General features: G+C 37.6%; 24 protein-coding genes. 13 read left to right on the forward strand and 11 right to left on the reverse strand.

Annotation, left to right across the window (positions count from 1 at the left end; translation table 11 throughout):
• Positions 1 to 99: 99 nt before the first annotated feature.
• The 3 genes from ABIB30_RS02800 (at position 100) to ABIB30_RS02810 (ending at position 1,656) form a co-directional block, all read left to right on the forward strand.
• Complete coding sequence (locus tag ABIB30_RS02800) at positions 100 to 678, forward strand: Crp/Fnr family transcriptional regulator (RefSeq protein WP_354299232.1); 579 nt, start codon at positions 100 to 102, stop codon at positions 676 to 678.
• A 79-nt stretch (positions 679 to 757) separates the two neighbouring features.
• Positions 758 to 1,147, forward strand: coding sequence for a DUF4267 domain-containing protein (locus tag ABIB30_RS02805; protein WP_354299233.1), 390 nt, complete (start codon positions 758 to 760; stop codon positions 1,145 to 1,147).
• A complete protein-coding gene (locus ABIB30_RS02810; protein WP_354299234.1) occupies positions 1,144 to 1,656 on the forward strand; it encodes a cupin domain-containing protein in 513 nt (170 codons plus the stop codon). The genes ABIB30_RS02805 and ABIB30_RS02810 overlap by 4 nt, the downstream gene beginning before the upstream one ends.
• 97 nt (positions 1,657 to 1,753) lie before the next feature.
• Here the strand turns inward: ABIB30_RS02810 and ABIB30_RS02815 are convergent, their stop codons facing one another.
• The 6 genes from ABIB30_RS02815 to ABIB30_RS02840 all read right to left on the reverse strand — a co-directional run bounded on the left by ABIB30_RS02815 (position 1,754) and on the right by ABIB30_RS02840 (position 6,299).
• Positions 1,754 to 2,218: a MarR family winged helix-turn-helix transcriptional regulator gene (locus ABIB30_RS02815; protein ID WP_354299235.1), complete on the reverse strand. Its 465-nt coding sequence runs from the start codon at positions 2,216 to 2,218 to the stop codon at positions 1,754 to 1,756.
• Entirely contained in the window at positions 2,211 to 2,648 is a 438-nt protein-coding gene (locus ABIB30_RS02820) for an EVE domain-containing protein (protein WP_354299236.1), read from the reverse strand. The genes ABIB30_RS02815 and ABIB30_RS02820 overlap by 8 nt, the downstream gene beginning before the upstream one ends.
• Before the next feature lie 10 nt (positions 2,649 to 2,658).
• The gene (locus tag ABIB30_RS02825) at positions 2,659 to 3,021 is read right to left on the reverse strand and encodes a VOC family protein (RefSeq protein WP_354299237.1); all 363 of its coding nucleotides are present in this window, start codon (positions 3,019 to 3,021) and stop codon (positions 2,659 to 2,661) included.
• A 244-nt stretch (positions 3,022 to 3,265) separates the two neighbouring features.
• The gene (locus ABIB30_RS02830) at positions 3,266 to 4,387 is read right to left on the reverse strand and encodes a PAS domain-containing sensor histidine kinase (RefSeq protein WP_354299238.1); all 1,122 of its coding nucleotides are present in this window, start codon (positions 4,385 to 4,387) and stop codon (positions 3,266 to 3,268) included.
• A gap of 1 nt (position 4,388) precedes the next feature.
• Positions 4,389 to 5,177 (reverse strand): alpha/beta fold hydrolase, encoded by a 789-nt coding sequence (locus ABIB30_RS02835; protein WP_354299239.1) that lies wholly within the window; start codon positions 5,175 to 5,177, stop codon positions 4,389 to 4,391.
• Between the two features lie 234 nt (positions 5,178 to 5,411).
• Positions 5,412 to 6,299: a helix-turn-helix domain-containing protein gene (locus ABIB30_RS02840; protein ID WP_354299240.1), complete on the reverse strand. Its 888-nt coding sequence runs from the start codon at positions 6,297 to 6,299 to the stop codon at positions 5,412 to 5,414.
• Between the two features lie 155 nt (positions 6,300 to 6,454).
• On the opposite strand from ABIB30_RS02840, the gene ABIB30_RS02845 reads away from it, so the two are divergent.
• Both ABIB30_RS02845 and ABIB30_RS02850 read left to right on the forward strand, forming a co-directional pair.
• The gene (locus tag ABIB30_RS02845; protein WP_354299241.1) at positions 6,455 to 6,850 is read left to right on the forward strand and encodes a RidA family protein; all 396 of its coding nucleotides are present in this window, start codon (positions 6,455 to 6,457) and stop codon (positions 6,848 to 6,850) included.
• A 212-nt stretch (positions 6,851 to 7,062) separates the two neighbouring features.
• The gene (locus tag ABIB30_RS02850; protein WP_354299242.1) at positions 7,063 to 7,707 is read left to right on the forward strand and encodes a CatA-like O-acetyltransferase; all 645 of its coding nucleotides are present in this window, start codon (positions 7,063 to 7,065) and stop codon (positions 7,705 to 7,707) included.
• A 30-nt stretch (positions 7,708 to 7,737) separates the two neighbouring features.
• Here ABIB30_RS02850 and ABIB30_RS02855 read toward each other — a convergent pair whose 3' ends face one another.
• Positions 7,738 to 8,724 carry an MBL fold metallo-hydrolase gene (locus ABIB30_RS02855; protein ID WP_354299243.1) on the reverse strand — a complete coding sequence of 329 codons (987 nt, stop codon included), beginning with the start codon at positions 8,722 to 8,724 and terminating at the stop codon, positions 7,738 to 7,740.
• A 171-nt stretch (positions 8,725 to 8,895) separates the two neighbouring features.
• On the opposite strand from ABIB30_RS02855, the gene ABIB30_RS02860 reads away from it, so the two are divergent.
• The 3 genes from ABIB30_RS02860 to ABIB30_RS02870 all read left to right on the forward strand — a co-directional run bounded on the left by ABIB30_RS02860 (position 8,896) and on the right by ABIB30_RS02870 (position 11,239).
• Positions 8,896 to 9,264 carry a winged helix-turn-helix transcriptional regulator gene (locus tag ABIB30_RS02860; RefSeq protein WP_354299244.1) on the forward strand — a complete coding sequence of 123 codons (369 nt, stop codon included), beginning with the start codon at positions 8,896 to 8,898 and terminating at the stop codon, positions 9,262 to 9,264.
• A gap of 87 nt (positions 9,265 to 9,351) precedes the next feature.
• Positions 9,352 to 10,695, forward strand: coding sequence for a hypothetical protein (locus tag ABIB30_RS02865; RefSeq protein WP_354299245.1), 1,344 nt, complete (start codon positions 9,352 to 9,354; stop codon positions 10,693 to 10,695).
• A 91-nt stretch (positions 10,696 to 10,786) separates the two neighbouring features.
• Entirely contained in the window at positions 10,787 to 11,239 is a 453-nt protein-coding gene (locus ABIB30_RS02870) for a VOC family protein (RefSeq protein WP_354299246.1), read from the forward strand.
• A 59-nt stretch (positions 11,240 to 11,298) separates the two neighbouring features.
• On the opposite strand, the gene ABIB30_RS02875 is transcribed toward ABIB30_RS02870, so the two are convergent.
• From ABIB30_RS02875 to ABIB30_RS02885, 3 genes are all read right to left on the reverse strand, one after another.
• The gene (locus ABIB30_RS02875) at positions 11,299 to 12,138 is read right to left on the reverse strand and encodes a sialate O-acetylesterase (protein ID WP_354299247.1); all 840 of its coding nucleotides are present in this window, start codon (positions 12,136 to 12,138) and stop codon (positions 11,299 to 11,301) included.
• Positions 12,139 to 12,173: 35 nt separating this feature from the next.
• The gene (locus ABIB30_RS02880) at positions 12,174 to 12,785 is read right to left on the reverse strand and encodes a TetR/AcrR family transcriptional regulator (RefSeq protein ID WP_354299248.1); all 612 of its coding nucleotides are present in this window, start codon (positions 12,783 to 12,785) and stop codon (positions 12,174 to 12,176) included.
• Between the two features lie 202 nt (positions 12,786 to 12,987).
• Positions 12,988 to 13,377, reverse strand: a complete 390-nt coding sequence (locus ABIB30_RS02885; protein WP_354299249.1) for a tautomerase family protein — start codon at positions 13,375 to 13,377, stop codon at positions 12,988 to 12,990.
• Between the two features lie 171 nt (positions 13,378 to 13,548).
• Here ABIB30_RS02885 and ABIB30_RS02890 point away from each other — a divergent pair, with 171 nt between their 5' ends.
• From ABIB30_RS02890 to ABIB30_RS02910, 5 genes are all read left to right on the forward strand, one after another.
• Positions 13,549 to 13,980, forward strand: a complete 432-nt coding sequence (locus ABIB30_RS02890) for a hypothetical protein (protein WP_354299250.1) — start codon at positions 13,549 to 13,551, stop codon at positions 13,978 to 13,980.
• A 408-nt stretch (positions 13,981 to 14,388) separates the two neighbouring features.
• Positions 14,389 to 15,690 (forward strand): sensor histidine kinase, encoded by a 1,302-nt coding sequence (locus ABIB30_RS02895; RefSeq protein ID WP_354299251.1) that lies wholly within the window; start codon positions 14,389 to 14,391, stop codon positions 15,688 to 15,690.
• Positions 15,691 to 15,808: 118 nt separating this feature from the next.
• The gene (locus ABIB30_RS02900; RefSeq protein ID WP_354299252.1) at positions 15,809 to 17,194 is read left to right on the forward strand and encodes an MFS transporter; all 1,386 of its coding nucleotides are present in this window, start codon (positions 15,809 to 15,811) and stop codon (positions 17,192 to 17,194) included.
• Positions 17,195 to 17,388: 194 nt separating this feature from the next.
• Positions 17,389 to 18,237 carry an endo alpha-1,4 polygalactosaminidase gene (locus tag ABIB30_RS02905; protein ID WP_354299253.1) on the forward strand — a complete coding sequence of 283 codons (849 nt, stop codon included), beginning with the start codon at positions 17,389 to 17,391 and terminating at the stop codon, positions 18,235 to 18,237.
• Between the two features lie 87 nt (positions 18,238 to 18,324).
• Positions 18,325 to 18,588 (forward strand): hypothetical protein, encoded by a 264-nt coding sequence (locus ABIB30_RS02910; protein WP_068399623.1) that lies wholly within the window; start codon positions 18,325 to 18,327, stop codon positions 18,586 to 18,588.
• A gap of 64 nt (positions 18,589 to 18,652) precedes the next feature.
• On the opposite strand, the gene ABIB30_RS02915 is transcribed toward ABIB30_RS02910, so the two are convergent.
• The gene (locus ABIB30_RS02915; RefSeq protein WP_354299254.1) at positions 18,653 to 19,213 is read right to left on the reverse strand and encodes a TetR/AcrR family transcriptional regulator; all 561 of its coding nucleotides are present in this window, start codon (positions 19,211 to 19,213) and stop codon (positions 18,653 to 18,655) included.
• Between the last annotated feature and the right edge of the window lie 76 nt (positions 19,214 to 19,289).

A 19,289-nucleotide genomic window follows, 5' to 3' on the forward strand; every position in this document is an offset into this window, starting at 1 on the left:
TACAATGTAACAGACGCTACACCAATAGAGCCAAAGGATGCAAAAGCTTTTAAAACCATGATAAAAACACGTTAGACGAAATTTCAGCGCAATACCCAAATGATCAATAACTTACTCAATAGTATACAAAATCTAATAACGCTAAACCCAACCGAAATAGGCATTGTAACCTCTTTGTTTAAAGAAAAGATATACAAAAAGGGAGATTTCTTTTTAGAAGAAGGACGAATTTGTAAACAAGTCGGATTTGTTGTAAAGGGATTAATGCGATACTATATTAATCACGATGGTGAGGAAAAAACATATGCCTTTTCTCAGGAAAATGATTATGTATGTAATTATGAAAGCTTTCTTCCTCAAAAACCATCTTCAAAAATTATACAAGCTTTAGAAGATAGTATTGTCTTAGCTATTTCGTACGATGACCTGCAATTGCTCTATGCGAACGTTAGTGAAGGGGAAAGGTTTGGCAGGATAGCAATCGAAGCTGTTTTTATACAACTACTGCAAGATATCAATTCATTTTATACAGAAACTCCTGAACTTCGCTATGAGCGGTTTTTAAATGCACATGCAGACTTGCAACAAAGAATTTCCCAATACCATATAGCCTCGTTTGTTGGGGTTAAGCCACAATCGCTTAGCCGTATCCGTAAAAGAATTTTTACCCGATTTTGATTTGTTAACCCAGGTGCATTAATGCCGGCAGCTGACCTGATAATTTTGTGTTATTATTTAACATTTAAAACAAACTATCATGTCAACAAAAATTTCTTATACAATCGCACTTTTACTGGGACTGGGAATGATTTTTCTCGGAGCCCGCTTTTTCTTATCTCCTGAAGTTGCTACAGCCGGATATGGCATACATTTTAAGGCAAAGGGCGACTATTCTTTTCAATATATAAAAGGTATCAGGGACATATTTTCAGGGCTGCTGATCTTTTTATTTGTATTGATGAATGAAAGACGCGCTTTGGGTGTGACTTTATTAGCAGGGACAATGATTCCGGTTACCGATATGCTTATCGTTCTTAGCAAAAGCTACAATGGCTTTCTTCAAGCTATGCCACATATCATTGCGATCCTCATTTGTGCCGTATCCGGGATAATCTTATTGGCAACTAAAACAAAAAAATCACTATGAAGACTCAAGGGTACATTAAACTGATTAGTTCAGTAGACAACAATGAAAACAGTGTACTGGCGTTAAATATTCTGCCGGGAGAAAAAACTCCATGGCATTTCCACACTTTGTTTTCAGAAACATTTGAGGTTTTAAAAGGGACACTTGAAGTAGGTAGAGGTAAAGATATTCACCACTTAAAGAAGGGGGATATTGTGTCTATAGCACCAAATGAAAAGCATTATTATCATAATATTTCTAACGAGGAATGTAGGGTAACGACAACCCTTAATCCTGGCAATAAAAACTTTGAGAATTCATTGCTTATTTTAAAAGGGCTTGCGAAAGATGGCTTAGTAAATACAGCAGGAACTCCACGTAAATTTTCAGATTTAGTGCTATTTATATACTTAAGCAACTCCAGGATGGCAGGGTTTCAAAAGATAGCCGAGCCGATATTTGATTTTTTTGCTAAAGCCGCTATCAAAAAAGGGAGTCTGAATAAATTAATAAAGAAATATTGTAAATAAATACAATGATCCAGTTACAAACAGGTATAACGTCAATGCCTCCCATCAAGCATGACGCTATACCTAATTCTATCCACAACATTAATCAAAATTTACTTTATATTTCTTTATTATTCTGTTCAATCAATGCCGCCATCTTTGAATTAAAGGCAGTTAAATCTGCTTCTGATTTGTAAAAAAAATTTAGATCAGCAGTTTCTACACAGAGAATGGCTTTTTGCAGTACTATTTCTCCGTCCGAAGTCAGTTTGATGGTTTTCGCCCTGGTATCTGTCGGGTGTTCTTGTCGGGTAATAAAATTCTTCTCTTCCAGTGTTCTCAATACCTTTGATACCATCATTCTGTCTGCATTGCCCTGATTGGCTATATCGACCTGCGTAACCTTGTCACTTTCCCTGGATAACCAAGCTAATGCACAAAGCAGCGCGAACTGGGTATGCGTCAGGTCTAAAGGATCTAAGACACGCTTTAATTTCCTCTGCCATAACATGGTTAGCTGCCCCAGAAGATAACCGGGACTGTCTTCGGGCTTTTTAAAATGAAATTCAATTTTTTCAGACATATTCTTTTTGTAGCATCTGTGAAGAAATCAGTTCAAAGTCATGTTGGTTGATTTCGAAGAAACCAAAACGGAATGGATAACCCCAGCTTTTCTTGTCAGGAATAAAATCCAGTCCGGGAATTAACGGCAAAATAGAAACATCATTACCTGGCAAAAATTCAATATTACGTCTTGATGGACAAAAGTCTTCGGATACCTTGACCTGGTATATTTCATCATCCATAACCTTTCCTATCGCAGTAAATTCCTGACACATCTCAGGTCTTCCCATGGTCCGCTTTCCTGAATAATAGAGAATGAAATCATCCTTACGCATTCTTTTCAAAGGCGACACCTTTCCATGGCAGGCCTGGGCAATTCCTTCTGCAATACCGTTTTTGACATGGTCTTTAGATGCCACAATGATCCAGTATTTTCTATCCCTGTTCATATCAATAGGATTAGTTTGACTTCAAAAAAGTGATATTATATCCGTCAGGATCTTTGGCAATAATGATTTTCCCGAAAGGTGTTTCCTGAACTGGCCCTAACAGGGTCACATTATTTGCTAATAGCTGAGCTTGCAAGTCCTCTATTTCCCCATCGATTGCGAACCAGAGTGAGGTGCCGATGCCTAGCTCTTTTCCTTCCAGGTTGCCGATAGGTGTTCTAATGGCAAAACTTGCTTCGCCTTTGTTGTATCTAAAAACACAGGCCTGTGGGTTAGGTATTCCTGCTTCTTCGAACCCTAGTTTTGTGGTGTAAAATTCTTTCGAGGTTTCAAGATCCCTAACTTGCAGGGATGCAAATTCTAATTTTCTCATCTAGTCTATTTTTGTTGTCACAAATATAGTATATGCGACATCAATAATCCTGATATTTTGTCAATTATAATAAAAAGAGCACTTCAAAAATATAAAAGTTCAATTATTTTTAAACACACTCATTAACAATAGATGATATTCATCATTAGTTGACTAAACAGGATTAGCATGAGGTTTTCACAACTGGGGATAACCTATCTCAGAATGCTAAATTTAACTCTTCAACCCCTTTGCTACCCGGTGATTAAACAGGCATACGAAATGTAAAGCGCGTCTCAATAGTATTGGAAGTTGCTGTTAGGGTTCCACCATGTGCGTTAGCAATTTGCGATGCGATATACAACCCTAAACCCAATCCTTGCTGACTTGGACTACTAGCTTCTCTGGTAAAAGGTTCAAATAATGTTTCGAGTGCATCTTCTGAGATCGGCTTACCTCCATTCGAAACGATAAGCTCGAAATAATTCAACTCTATTTTGGCGATGACTTTTACGGGTTCATGTGGTGATCCATGTGTAAGCGCATTTGCTACCAAGTTTGATAACAATTGTGAAATGCGGTCTGCATCACAATTAATGGTCTTTCTAACTTCAAAATCTACAGTTACCATTCTCTCAGGAAAGGTAATACGCAATTCCTCTGTTACATGTAAAATAATTGGTTCGATGAGTATATCTTTTAAATCCAGGGATAGCCCTCCTCCTAAACGTACCCTGGCAAAATCCATAACATTAGCTATCAATTCTTCCATACGAAGGCTGCTTTTTTGAATCATGCCTACAATTAATTTATCTCGGTCTGATGAAGCAGATCGGGCTAAAAGCGATGCGCCCGTTTTTATTGCGCCTAAAGGATTTCTTAAATCATGACCTAAAACAGCAATAAATTGCTCTCTTAATATCGATAGTTCGCGTTCTTTTACTAAAGTCTTTTCTGCCTCAATAACCGCAAGACGCAAATTTTCTTCATAAACTTTTCTCTCTGTAGCCCTGTAGAGATTTAAACGTATAAATAATGGTTTGTTGTGCTCATCTTTTCTAACATACCCGTTTATAAGAACCTGAAGCTTCCTGCCATCTTTTAACAATAATTCAGCAGCTACCTCTTCAAAAGATCCTTGCAATTTTAATAAAGGGGATAAATGGGTCTCATAAAAAATTCTGCTGCCCATAGCCAGCAAGCTAGTTATACGCTTACCAATCAGATCTTCTTTATTATAGCCTAACCATTCCAGTAATTTGGAGTTTATTCTGATAATTTCGCCGCGTGGGTTTGTAGAGATATGACCGGATAATGAATGTTCAAGAAAATCCTCAAAATTATTCTCTAGGCCTGGATTGTTCAATTTTTCTGGATCTGACGACATATTATAAATAAGCTTTTATGGCTGATATAGTTTCTTCAGGAGCACTTAAATGAGGACAATGACCAGTTGCTTCCAAAATCAAGAGCTTACTTTCACCCATTTTTTCATGAATGTACCCGCCAACTTCAATAGGTGCAATAATGTCGTCTGAACATTGAAGTATCAATGCGGGTGTGGTACATGTACTCAATATGCTGCGGCTGTCGGTGAGAAAAGTTACACGTGCAAATTGCTGAGCAATGGTAGGGTCGGTACGGCAAAAACTGTTCGTTAATTCTTCACCTAACTCACTCCTATCAGGATTGGCCATTATTAATGGAGCCATTGTCATTGACCACCCCATATGGTTTGTATTTAACGACTCTAAAAGTTCCTCAATTTCAAGCTTACTAAATCCTCCTATATAATCTCCATCATTGATAAAAGAAGCGGATGGAGAGACTAAAATTAATGTTTTAAATAAGTTAGGCGCCTTTTCTGCTGAAACTATGCCCATCATGGCGCTAACGGAGTGCCCAACAAAAATAATATCTTCTAAGTTCAACTCCTCAGCAATCTCGACTATATCCTGAGCGTAACCGTCTAAGTCTTTATACTTTGCCGGATCATATGCTTTCAGGTCAGATTTCCCCGCTCCGACATGATCGAATAAAATGATCTGATGAGAATCCTCAAATGCAGGTGTAATAAAGCGCCACATATTTTGATCGCAACCAAAACCATGTGCAAACATCATTGGTGACGTACCATTCCCCTTTATGACTACGTTGTTTCTGCTAAGTACGTTCATTGAAATTCTTTATTATAATCCAGATGAATAGTCAATTTCTATAAAGACATATAGTTAAATCGTATTTTCACACTAATTGTTTAAAAATACGAATATTTGTTTAAACAAATGAATAGTTGAATAGAACTGATTGATTATCAATTAAAAAATGAGATAATGTTGGCGTATTCCACAAATTATTGGGGGGGGGCTTTTTAGCCGCTTCAACTGCTTTTTACAGCAGTGTTTAAGATCTTATTTCAAAATTACCTGATTTTTGGTTTCACTCGGACTGTATCCGAAATGACTTTTATATAAGCGGGAGAAATGAGAAACATTTTCGTAACCAACTTCATAGCAAATATTTGCAATTGTCAGTTGGGTAGCAAGAAATAAGTCTCTGGCTTTTTGCAACCGCTTTTCTTGTATCCACTTCGCCGGTGTTGTTTGAAACAAAGATTCAAACTCCCGGCGAAAACCAGACAAACTTCTTCCTGAAATGTAAGCTAATTCCTGAAGCGTATAAGGCTTAAGGTAATGTGCTTCTATAGTTTTTACCAGATCCCGGGTTTCATACCGGTTGAGGTTGATCAATTGTTGCAAGAATCCTGGATTTTCTTGCGAAAGGTCGTAGAGTAATTCTAAGATTTTCAGTTTGAACAATCCTGTTTTTACACCTTCATTATCGTCAAAATAAGGTTTTAAAGATGCAAGGAATGATTGTAAGCGTCCTCCATATGGATGAATCAGGATTTCGTCATCAGCAACTGGTTTTCCTGAATACTCATCCAGTTCAATCAATTTAATAAAATCGATGATGATGTCTTTCTTCAGCGTGAAAGAAACACTTTCGTACATAAAATTATCCAGCGCATTACCAGCTTTTACGATCTCTACATAAGTAGCCTTTTTTATTAATAACATTTCCCCCTTTTTTAAAGAAAAAATGCGGTTCCCAATGCTCAGTTCATTAACTCCCTCTACTGCAAATAACAAAAAATGTTCTTTCAACATATTCTGCTTATGAAATGGTGTTTTATGCTGTTGACGACAAATCTCAGTTGTACCGATTTCTTTTGATGTTAAAATAATATGTGTTCCTGGAAATGAATTTTGATCTCCTATTTGTTTGATAACATCCATGATAAGATTTTCCACAAAAATACAAAATCTATTGGCCAACAATTTATAACCAGTTTTTTTTAGTTGACACAAAAAGTCACGAAATCTGGCATTTTAAGCAATGTTGTTGCACAAAATATAATAGAGTTTTGTAAAAAAATAATTCACATACAGTTATGCTACAATTTAAAAATTCAGAAAAAGTATTTGCGATAAAAGGTTTATCTCAAGCCGTAGAAATCCCATTTGGGAACCAGAAAATGATTATCCTATCCGGACAAATTCCATATAATAAGCAAGGTGAGTTAGTGGGTAATGATGTGAAAACACAAACCATTCAGATTTTTGAAAATATCAAAGATATCTTAGAAACTTGTGGTGCCAGTCTCAATGATATTGTAAAACTTGGGATTTTCACTTCTGACATTTCCCAAATAGCTGGTTACAGAGAAGCCAGAGATCAGTTTATTAATTTGGACAACCCACCAGCAAGTACTCTTTTAGAGGTGAAAAGTTTATTTAGAAGCGATGTAGTAATTGAAATAGAAGTTACGGCTATAGTAAAAATGTAGTTCAATTCGGCATATGATTTCCACGGGACTACAAAGAAATCAAAAGAAGCTGTCTAAATTATTTAGATGGCTTCTTTTGATTTATAGCAGCTTAATTCGACAGAAAACATTCGGTAAGCGAACAGCTTTTAGTTTATCAATCCCATCGCTAAATGAAATGCGGATTTTATCCTTAATTTAGCCCGCGATCGCAACAAAACAAGTTAAAGAGTATGAAAACGAAAATCGATATTGAAACCTGGCCAAGAAAAGAACATTTTTTGCTATTTAATGAGTTCGAGGAACCTTATTATGGTGTGAATATCGCTATTGATTGTACAGCAGCTTATCGGGATGCGAAGGCCAACGGCACATCTTTCTTTCTTTATTATCTCCATAAATCATTGGCAGCAGCTCAGCAAATAGAAGCATTCCGATTGCGTATCGAAAATGACGAGGTATTTTTATATGATGTCATTAACGGGGGTTCCACTGTCGACCGGCCTAATGGCACTTTTGGTTTTGCGTTTTATGATTACGCTGCTGATTTTAACGATTTTATGGAAATAGGTTTAAAGGAAATGACCCGTGTTAGAGGGCGTAATGACCTGGAGCGTACCAGCCGCCAAGACTTGATCCGGTTTTCTGCCCTACCCTGGATTGATTTTACTTCAGTATCTCATGCCCGTTCGTTTGCCTTTAAAGATAGTGCTCCAAAAATATCCTTCGGCAAAATGACGGAGAAGAATGGGGTTCGTTCTATGCCGATGTCTATCCATGTGCATCATGCATTGGTTGACGGCTTACATGTTGGACAATTTATCGACCTTTTCCAAAAGTTGATGGACGAACCTGTAACAAATAGTATTCGTTACTAATTTGTCAGTTGTTTTCAGGACAAGACACCTTTACTGACCAGACGAATAAGTGCTGTAATTAATGGGAATCCATCTATATCCAATCCCATCTTTTTCATTACGGACATGACCAATTCCCGGGAATGAAAGATGATCTCCTGCAACCCAGTATCCATCTTTTGCGGCCTCTGCAAATGCTTTATTTCTGGCAGTAACAGCAGCCTTTGGATCTATGTCATAAATGATAGTTATGAATGGATCTGGAAATTGAACAGCAGCTGAGTGTATAATATCGCCCCAGAAAACTATTTTTTGTCCTTTACTTTCTACTGCATAAAAGCTGTGCCCGGGCGTGTGACCAGGACTGGCTATTGGAGTTATTCCAGGAAAAAGTTCGCTGCCATAGGTGTAGGTTTTTACTTTGCCTGCATTCATATAAGGCCCAACTTTCGTAGTTGCTTCAACAAAGTATTTTTTCATTCCTGAAGTTGCTTGTTTGTAGTTTTCAGGACTGAACCAAAAATCTGCTTCTACCTTACTCACATAGATTGTAGCATTTGGGAAAACCATTTGCTTTCCCTCCATTAGTCCGCCAGTATGATCGGTATGGATATGTGTAACTAATACTGCATCTACCTGATCAGGAGAGTATCCAGCTCTTTTTAGAATTTCACTCAAATGTCCCAGTGATGGACCGTATAATTCAGCTGTTCCCGCATCTACAAGTATCAATTTATGATCAGCCTTGATCAGATAGGCATTCACAGAAGCTTCAACGGGGTCTGTTTGGTAATTAAGGGACAATGCTTTATTCAATTTCTGCGGACTGGTTCGTAAAAGTTTACTTAGTTGCTGGGGCACTGTGCCATCTGATAAAGCGATGATTTCAAAGTCACCCAATTTCATCTGATAATATCCTGGTTGGGCAAGGGGTTTGGATTCCTTTTGTTGTGCGTTGGTTGTTGTTGCCATTACTGCAACAACTGCAATCGTAAAAAGTGATTTTAAAAAGTTTGTGAAGTGAAATGATTGATTCATATTTATAGGCTATCTGCCACCTCCATTGCTAACAGATTGTATGCAAAGGTGTGCGGATGAGTATGCTTAAACAAGTACGTACTTCATTATCATATAGGGCGAAATTTATCCCTATACCCTATATTAGATTTAATAATTACTTTTATATCGCATTACCTAATCACACAGTATATGTACGAAAGAAAGATTCCCAAAGACCTGGATTGTGGTATGGCAATGATTATGGAGATTATAGGTGGTAAGTGGAAACCATGCTTAATACTGAATATCAGTCGTGGCTCTAGAAGACCCAGCGAATTACAAAGGCTAAACACCAAGGCTAGCAGAAGGGTACTCCATCAGCAACTTAAAGAATTGGAAGAATTTGGGATAATTATACGTGTAGTCTACGCGGAGCTTCCTCCGAAAGTAGAATATTTTCTAACAGACCTGGGAACTTCATTATTACCCGTAATCAGTACAATGGACGATTGGGGTTCTCAATACATGGGTAATCCTCAGAACTTGCCTGTAGTTAATGGGTTAAAGAAGGTTTCCTAGTGAATTAAAATTTAAACAGGCTCTTAAACTTTTTAGTCGTTTGTTTATCTTAGTTTTAACGGAAACTAGTTAGTCTGATCAATAGTTATGAAATTTTTTATTACAACCCTTGTCTCTTTAATTTGGTGTCTGCCAGTAATTGCTCAATCTCCTGTGAGCAACGCAAAAACAGACACGCAAAAATATCTTCTTGAATATGACCCGACTGTATTACGCATAGAAGGCAATTCGTTGCCTATAGGAATTGTAGTGCTTTCTGATAAAGGGCAAAAATCACAAACTAAAGGTTTTTTAAATGGTCTTGATGATTGGTCGAAATATAAAATTGAAGTAGACAGCGGCAATTATTCAAATGGAAAAATTAAAATAAAAGGAAGCAGAACAGTCTATAAAAAAGGAGATTCACTAACGGTTAATGTCTATACAAAAAAATGGTTTTTAGGTGGGAAAGACAAGTGGTTATTCATGCAGAAAATACCTTATAATTATGAAAAAAGCATCAATATTTTAACCGCAGGGAATTTTTCGAAAGCACCTGGCGACCATGTTCCGTTTGGTGTGCGAAAATATTTTGATAACAAAATGTTTCTTGACAAATGGGCCCCGGTTAAGAAGAATTTAAAAGATTTTGTTTTCCTATTTAATGGTGTTCATATTTCAAGATCAAAAGGTGATTTAAAAATTGATAATGATCCTACCAAAATTAAAAACAATAAAATACAGTTGATCACCTTATTAGCCAAAAACACTGCTATAAATGATACACTTAACGTTTTACTGGATTATGTTGCAAACTATCAGTTCAATGCGCGATCGAGTGGAACAGGCTATGATTTAAATGTTATGGCAGATATTTATCACGATCCGGTTATCAATGCTCAATTGTTAAAAATTAGGATTCAAAATCAGACTACGCATCAAATCTATAATTATTGGGTGAATACGAATGGCGGTTCTATTGCGATTTCAAGTAAAAGTGGGAATGGAAGCGACGGTTTAAATGGCTCGGATGGTAATGCGGGTAGATCGGGGTCCCCTGGCACAGTGTCGACGAATGTAGAAACAAAAACAAATAGCGATGGAACAACAACCACTACGACCAATACAACAACTGGTCAGGGTGGAGATGGTGGAAATGGTCAGGATGGTGGAAATGGCCAGGACGGCGATGCAGGTGGTAACGGCGGAAATATTACTATTAATTATTCTCCCGGTGTTACCCCCTATTTAAACCTGATTCAAGCATCCAGCATTCCAGGCAGAGGTGGGTCTGGTGGCAAGGCTGGCAAAGGTGGTGCAGGAGGAAGTGGAGGCGTTGGAAACCCGAACGGTAATAATGGGTCAAATGGTCGGGATGGACGCAGTGGTTTCGATGGCTATAATGGACGGAAGGGAAATGTGACTTTTAGAATGACCGATCCGATGGGGTAAAATTAGAGCTGATAGCAGTTTGATTTGTTAAGGATTGTCTTTTAAATAAGGTTCAAGGAAATTATGATTTTTTTTATAAATAGATAAAACTATGGCAAAAAATAAATTACTGCGAATGGACAATGTCGGAATCGTTGTGGAATCACTTGATGAGGCTATTTCTTTTTTCACAGAGATAGGCCTGAAGCTCGAAGGCCGGGCTAAGGTTGAAGGAGAATGGGCTGGCCGGGTTACCGGACTAGATTCTCAATGCGTAGAGATTGCAATGATGATTACCCCCGATGGTCACAGCCGGCTTGAGATTTCAAAATTTATAGCCCCTCCAACTGTCTCAGATCACAGGAATGCTCCTGTAAACTCTCTGGGTTATTTACGCGCTATGTTTACTGTTGAGGATATTGACGAGTTGGTAGCCAGGCTCATCAAGCATGGTGCTCAGCTTGTTGGAGAAGTAGTGCGGTATGAGAATTCTTATAAACTCTGCTATATCCGGGCAAAGGATGGACTTCTAATTGGCTTGGCAGAACAACTTATCAATAAATGAACAATCCGATGGCAATAAATTACCACAGGAATAGCCCTGTGGTAATAACAATAGCTCCTTTAAATATTGCCCAACTTTTCTTCCAGATCAGCTAATGAAATTTTGCCGCAGGCAAAGTCAATCTCTAACAATGCACCCTGTTCTTTTTTCGTTAAAGGCCTGTTCTGTATGGTTTCGATTAATTCATCCTCGCTGGCTAGTGGTGCCAGAATATTTTTCTTCCCGAAAAATGAGTCGAAATACCGGATTCCAAACCTGCGCTGCGATACCGCGTCAAAATGAAGCCCATCTGCGTTAGCTGTTAACCCATTGGCTGTTACAAAATAGCAGTTCGGTTTTGTTTCAGCGAATTTCTGAAGGGCATCATTAACCTGGTTATATTCTGTAAAATATTTACCGTACCTGCCACCGCTTAAAAAATCGCCAAGGCCGCCGATAATAAATGGAATAGCTGGTGCGTCAAGTTCATGGCGAAATGCATCAACGATAATACTCAACTTATCATAATAAAGAGCGGAAAGCCCGCAAAAACTATCATTTTCTCCCTGATGCCATAAGATCCCACTCAATTTACTCCTCCTTAGGGCAAGCTTTGCCTGGAACAGAGCGTTTTCAAAGAGTACGCCCCCAACTGCCCAGTCATCCAGGCTGGTACCTCCGTCAGCACATGGTATAAAACCGATTTCTTCCTGATCATTTTTTAATCTCCAGGCACCGGCGAATGTTGCCGCAAGTCCTATACCGGAACTGGGCCTGTCAAAATTAATTGGTTCTGTCATTGTTTGCCAGCGCCCATTCACCAGCATTTTGATCTTTTCATCATAGATCTGCTTAACATCTTTCAAATATCCCCGTCCAGCCATATTTGACTGGCCTATCATCAAAAAGGAATTTATCATATTTTTTATATTTATAATACTTGTTATTAGAATGGCTATTTTTTCAAAGCCTTCAGTGCTAATTTAAAGGTGATCCATACCAGCTCTTCATTAATCTGAAACGTAGCACCTGTTATACTGCGTCCTTGTTGGTGAAAGCGCATTAAAGTATATAACGGGCCAAATGCAATTGACCAGTAAACATCTATGGGCAAGTCATCCATTTCGCCCCGAATGACAGTGTTACTGATGAAACGTCCCATATTTTCTTTGAACTTATTTAAGAACGCACCTGTACTGCTTGTAAACATTTCAAGAAATTGCTGATGGTATGTTGAACTGCTGATCTGATCGAAAAACTGTCCCAGCAACGGGTTTTTCATCATATAGTCGAACCGGTTGCGCCATTGTATCCGCAACCCCTCTTCCAATGAAGCGTCTGGATCGAAATCCTTATTGATCGCGTCTTCCATTTTTGCGCCTTCATCCAATACTATCTTTAGAATAAGGTCGTCCTTATCTTTGTAATAAACGTAAGGTGTGCCTACCGAAACACCACAGGCTTTTGCCAGTTTATTAATAGTAAAGCCTTCCAAACCGTGTTTTACGATGATTTCTATCGCTTTTTCCTTTACTAATTGTTGTTTGTTAATATCTCTGATCCGCATAATCTAATAATCTTTCAAAACTAAATGATTATTCATTTAATTACAAATTATTTTGATTTTACTGAAGAGTTGAACGACTTGATGATTAATTTTTCAATTATTAAATCAACAATTTGAGCCGCTTTGATCAGGAGAAATTGTCTGACGCCGGGTTCTTAAAAGGTGTTCGGAAATTCCAAACGGTTCAAAAGAGGAAAAATCATTAATCCTCGTCTGTGGACCAGTCTTTACTTAGATGGCCCATCCACTGATGATACATTTCGTCTCCGGAATGCTGAGTGAATTCAATATTTAGTTGATTTACTTCCAGTTCCAGAATCTCATTACAGATTTCAATCAGTTTTTTTGACAGGATTTCCCTGGTTTCCCTCGAACGTCCTTCACGGATATCGCACATCATAATTGCTGCGGGTACCGGATCGTCCTCACCGCATCTCCAAATACTCCCCTCGCCTAGCTCTCTGATGGTCACTGTTATTCTTTTCACACTCGCCTGCATGATCTTTGAGTAAACTTCTCCTATGGCTTTTGCTAATTGTTTTTTAGTCTCTGTAGGGTAATGTTTGGTGACTTCTATTTGTATATAAGGCATAATTTCAACTATTGATAAATAAGTTAGAAATAAAAATTGGTAGTAGCTAATGCCAGGTGCGTATTTAATGCACGAAAAACAACGCCCTGCATGAGTAATGAAATAAATACTATAATAAAATAATTTTTAAATAACTTGTAGTAAATATTTTAAACCTAAAAAAAACTTAAAATGAAAACACATTTTTATTTTTGCTTTGTAGCACTGGCAGTAGTATTAACAAGTGCCACTACAAAGAGAGAAAAAACCCATGAACTTCCAAAAATGAGAGTTCAAAGTCAAACAAGAGTTAGTATTTCTACTACACTGACAAGAAAACTAGCATCTTCAGGAATAGTTGTGCCAGTTGAAAGGGCAACGATTAAAAATCTGAATACTGGACAAAGTGTGGTTACAAATAATGGTGGTCAGTCTATATTGGATTTGAGCATTGGCGATCAAATAAGTATTACTGTTCCTAAGAACACGATATTAGATCTTGGAGGACAAAGCAGTCTGTTAGTAACCTGGACAAGTGGACAACCTATTAACAAAACAATAGCATTTTATTTAACAGATATTGTAAGTAATCAAGCATGGTCTGGCACAACCACTTTAAATTAATCAAACAACTCATGCTGCCTGATAACGATGAGTTGTAAATTCACACCTGTCAGGCAGTACGAAGATTTTAATGGTATAGCATCAGCTCTTTGTGCTTACACCAGCTAAACGACCGTCTAAATTCTAAAGGTGAAACTTTAATCTTATTTTAGATAGTCGCTAGAAGATGAGCCAAAAATTGGTTTCATAAACATTGTTTTTTTTGATATAAAAGGTCATTGGAAATGAATGATTAGCTATATCCGAATCGCGGGATGTTGTAATAGTATTGAGAATTTAGCATCATTATATAGTGTAGTCAGCGGCATTATCAGCCATATTCCAGAAGAATACTATATAATAGTAAAAGCCATAGGTTTTGTAAACTAAAATTCTAATTTTGACAGTCATTGTAGCTTATATTTCTTCATGCCAAAATTCAATTTCAGTATTCTAAATGATCACTTTTCAAAAAAAAATGCTTTCTGGGTTGAACTGATAGGGAGTCCGGCAACGTTCTCTTTAGAAAGTAGAATATTTCATTCTATCTGTACTGGCCTGATCGCTTTGGCTTGTTTATATGTGCCATATGATATATATGCAGGTCTTTATATCGCTGCATTGTCCACTTTTATACTTGGTTTATTCTTTTCGCATCAGTACTATTATTCCAGGTTTCATGGTAAAGCACATAACAGTACATTATTCGGTTTAGTAGGTGTTTTAATTTTAGGCTTTAATTACTTTGCTAATTCAGGAATCAATGGATCTACGGACCTGATATGGCCAGCTTATCTATTATTAGTATTTACAATTTCTCCGTATCACCAGCATATCAAATGGTTAGTCATTTATTTATCATGCTTCCTGGCATTACATTTTCTTGAATATTATTATCCTTTTTTAGTAAAACATCCATTTACTGCAGGAAAAGGGCAGTTTATTGACCGGATTACGGCATTTCCTATACCCGTAATCACAATTTATATCGTCATCAAATTCATGAGGCGGAGTTATGATAAAGAGCGAAAAGCTACGGAAGAAAAAACAATAGCAGTGCAAACACTGATGTCCATCATTTCACACGACATGAGGACTCCACTCCTGAACATACAAGGCTACCTGGAGTTATTAAATACAAGTGTAGTAGATCCAGAAGACCGGCTATTATTAGAAAAGGGATTGCTTAAATCTACGAACAATACGATGGAAATGCTTACCAATTTATTGCGTTGGTCTAAGTCGCAGATGGAAGGCCCTAGTGTAGATCTGGTTGTTGTGAATTTGATGACAATACTACAGGCTACAATAGAAATGGAAAGTATCCATGCCTTAAAAAAAAACATATCCTTGAATTATCAGATCCCTCCTGCACTAGAAGTCATTGCTGATGTAAATATGCTCCAGCTGGTAGTACGCAACCTGATCAGCAATGCGTTGAAATTCACTCCGCATGGAGGACAGGTTACGATCAAAGCCGAAGTGTTATCTGATGAATGTAAAATAAGTATTAGCGACAATGGGAAAGGGATTCCGCTGGATAAACAGGAAAATATTTTTTCTATTAAATCCGAACCTGAATTTGGTACGGATAATGAAAGAGGAATTGGCTTAGGCTTGGTATTATGCAAGGAGTTTATAGAGCGGCAAGGCGGGAGAATAGGGTTTGAAAGTAATCCGGGATTTGGTTCACACTTTTTTATTTTTATAAATTACAATGAGAGAGATTAATGCTGGATGAGCCTATTTTAAGTATTTATCCTGTGTTTTGTCAATTGACAATTGTAAAACGCCATTTTCTGTTCAGCTTTGTAAAATTAAAAAGGACGACATTTTATCTTTCAGTACAATGAGTTTAAACAAACCGACAACATTATCTTCTCAGACACCAGCCTATGGTTTAACAATAGTAATAACCAGCCTTGCTTTTGTCGTTGCGCAGCTTGATGTTTCCATTGTAAATATTGCACTACCACAAATTGCTGATACTTATAAGGTCGATATCAATATTTTGCAGTGGATAGTGGATGGCTATACACTTGCCTTTGCTGTGCTGATGTTATCTGCTGGAAACTTAAGTGATCTTTTTGGAGCCCAGCGTCTCTTTCAGATTGGCTTGGTCATTTTCGGGATCTCATCAATAGCTTGTGGATTAGCGACCAGCCCATTTCTATTGATTGCTGCAAGGGTATTTCAAGGTGTTGGTGCAGCAACGATGATTCCTAGTTCATTGGCTATTTTGAACCAGACCTTTGCTGACACACCAAACAAAAGAGCTAAAGCTATTGGTTTGTGGACAGCAGCAGGAAGTGCCGCCATTGCAGCGGGGCCAATAGTTGGCGGGGTACTTATTAAACTTAGCAACTGGCGTTTTATATTTTTCATCAATGCTCCTATCTGCCTTGCGGGCATCCTGCTTACTTTTTTTCTTAAAAAACAAACTAAACCAACCCTTGTTAGAAAATTTGATATACCGGGACAAGTTGCCTGGATGCTTTCCATTACGCTGCTGATTGCAGCAGTGATTGAGTGGTCTAAACTGGGCTTCACCCACCCATTAATTTATGGTAGCTTATTGCTTGGCGGGGCCTCCTTTATTGCTTTTCTGATCATTGAAAATAAAGCGAGTTATCCAATGTTGCCATTGAATCTTTTTAATTCAGTTTCGTTCAATGTATTGTTAGTTTTAGGCGCAGTGCTCAATGGTTTTTACTATGGAACGGTTTTCATATTAAGCCTCTATTTGCAAAATATATTACACTATCCCCCGCTTACAGCCGGCCTCGCCTTTTTACCTTTGACTGCCGGATTTGTGATCTCTAATCTATTAAGCGGCAATATCATTAACCGTTATGGTCTGCGTACCCCTATTCTGATAGGACTAACGCTTTTTGCAGTTGGATTTTCAGGCCTGTTTACAGCTGGTATGCATACTTCTTTCTGGCAATTATCAATTCCATTCCTGCTTATTTCTTTAGGTATGGGCCTTGCTGTTCCGTCGATGACTACTGGTATTCTTTCCAGCGTTGACAAAACACTTTCAGGAACTGCCTCTGCAGCTTTGAATACGGTTAGACAGGCGGCTGGTGCAATTGGGGTGGCTGTTTTTGGCGCTATTGCAGCAAATGGCGGAGTTGCGATTTTACATACTATAACGGTAAGTATTATTGCTGCTATTGTGTGCACAATCGTTACCATTGTTCTCAGTCAGAAATACCTTAAAAAAGGTGTCTGAAGAGCTTAACTCCCTACCTTTATAATGATTATCTGGTATAATAATTATCCTGTCAATTTTCAATTTATTCCTTTTAGCATTGTCATTTCAGCTGTTTTTCGCTTTGAAACAATTAGATTTTATGTAACTATTCTATTACAATAACCAATATATTTTTCCGTTTAGAATGTTTAAAATCATAATAAACACACACAATGAATTATCAAAAATCAATTTTATTATTAGTTGCAGTTACGACCATAGCTGTAGCATGCAAAAAAGACAGGGACGTTGATGCATCTCCAAATGACCCCTCGCAACCTGCTGGGAACAAGACATCCTGGTGGCAACCTGCTGCGGGTGTTAGTTTTGACTGGCAGCTTGATGATATTAATAGCGCATCAAGTTTTTCGGCCGATGTAGTAGATGTAGATGCCTTTACAACCAGTGCGGAGACGGTAGCAGCTTTGCACGCCAAAGGAAAAAAGGTAATTGCCTATCTGTCGGTCGGAACTATTGAAAATGATCGCAATGATGCTTCGTTAATTCCTGCTGAGGTTATTGGAAAGCAATATCCTGAATGGCCAAAAGAAAAGTGGCTGGATATCCGCCAGATAGACAAGCTTAAACCTTGGCTAAACTCCAGAATAAATATGATCTTAAAAAAAGGATTTGACGGTATTGAACCAGACAATATGGATAGTTATGATAATGATCCTGGTTTTAACATTCAGTTAGCTGATACCAGAAAATATGCAGATTACCTGATCAGTTTGGCACATAGCAACGGATTATCTATTGGACAGAAAAATGTCAAAGAATTAACAGCGGATTATGCCTCTAAATTTGACTGGGCTTTAACAGAAGATGCTTTCGCGCAGGGTTGGCAGAATCAGTTGTCTGGCTACATCAAATTGAACAAGCCTGTTTTTGCTGTTGAGTACACCGACAAAATGTCCCAATCAAATTTCCAGGCAACTGTTTGCCCTTCAGCTAAACAGCTCAAGTATACTGCAATATTAAAAAAACGGGATTTATCGCAATGGGTGGATCGCTGCAATTAATCAGCTATTGATTACCTGGACTGTTTCTGATTAATTTGCTGTCAATTTTGTATATTAGTTTTATCACACAAATTAAACTTAAATCTTATGAAGTATTCAATTGACATTAAATCGGTTACAATTGGCCTTTTTATCGCAACACTATTATTCGGCGCTTTTAGTTTCAAACAGGATGGTGCTGAACCAGTTGGAAGATATCAGACAGCTGTAGGAGTAAATGGAGTGGTTATTTTAGACACCAAAACGGGTGCATATATTACCAACACTGATGCTACTAACAATGGATGGCGCAAGGGCAACTTTGCACATACTTCTGAAATAGTTACCGCTACAAAAGATAAAAATCTTTAATCAAGGCAGAACATTATTAAACCCGCCTGGTTACTAAGCCAGCTTAGCTATTAGTGAAATAGTTTTACATCTTTAAGACTAGTTTCACTAATAGCTTAATGATACTTTCTTTATTCAAAGGAAGCACAGTACCTACAATCGTATAACCTTCTGCATAGGGTACAAGCAAACTTACTACTTCTTCAGGTTGCTTAGAGAATGCAGCGATGAGCGCTACCATCCAGGTACAATAATTTCTATAGTAGGTTTCTACAGCTTGTTTAAGTTCATCATTTCTTGATGACAAGGCCCATATCTCCTGAAACATCATGGTTTGATTATTAGACTTACCATTTAATAGCAGTAAGTTCAATAGTTTCTCTAAAAACACTTCAATTGAAGGCGTACTTTCGGCTTTTAACGCGTTCAAAGTATGTGTTACTTCTACTTTGCACGATTGAAAATATTGTTCTACTGTTGCTATTAACAGCAAATTCTTATCTCTATAATAATATTGAAGATTACTTAAAGAAAGATTTGCGGCTTTCGCAACTTTCCTCATAGAAAGCTGGTCTGCTCCTTCTTTACTAAGAATATCTATTGTTGCGACTATAATTTGATTTAACCTTTCCTCTTTTTTATCCATTTGTCATTCAAAAATAAAGAAAAATAATAGTACATCCATCATATGGGTCACATGACCTATATTTACCTGAGTAGGT

Origin of the sequence: Pedobacter sp. UYP1, assembly GCF_040547305.1 — a bacterium.
GTDB lineage: Bacteria > Bacteroidota > Bacteroidia > Sphingobacteriales > Sphingobacteriaceae > Pedobacter.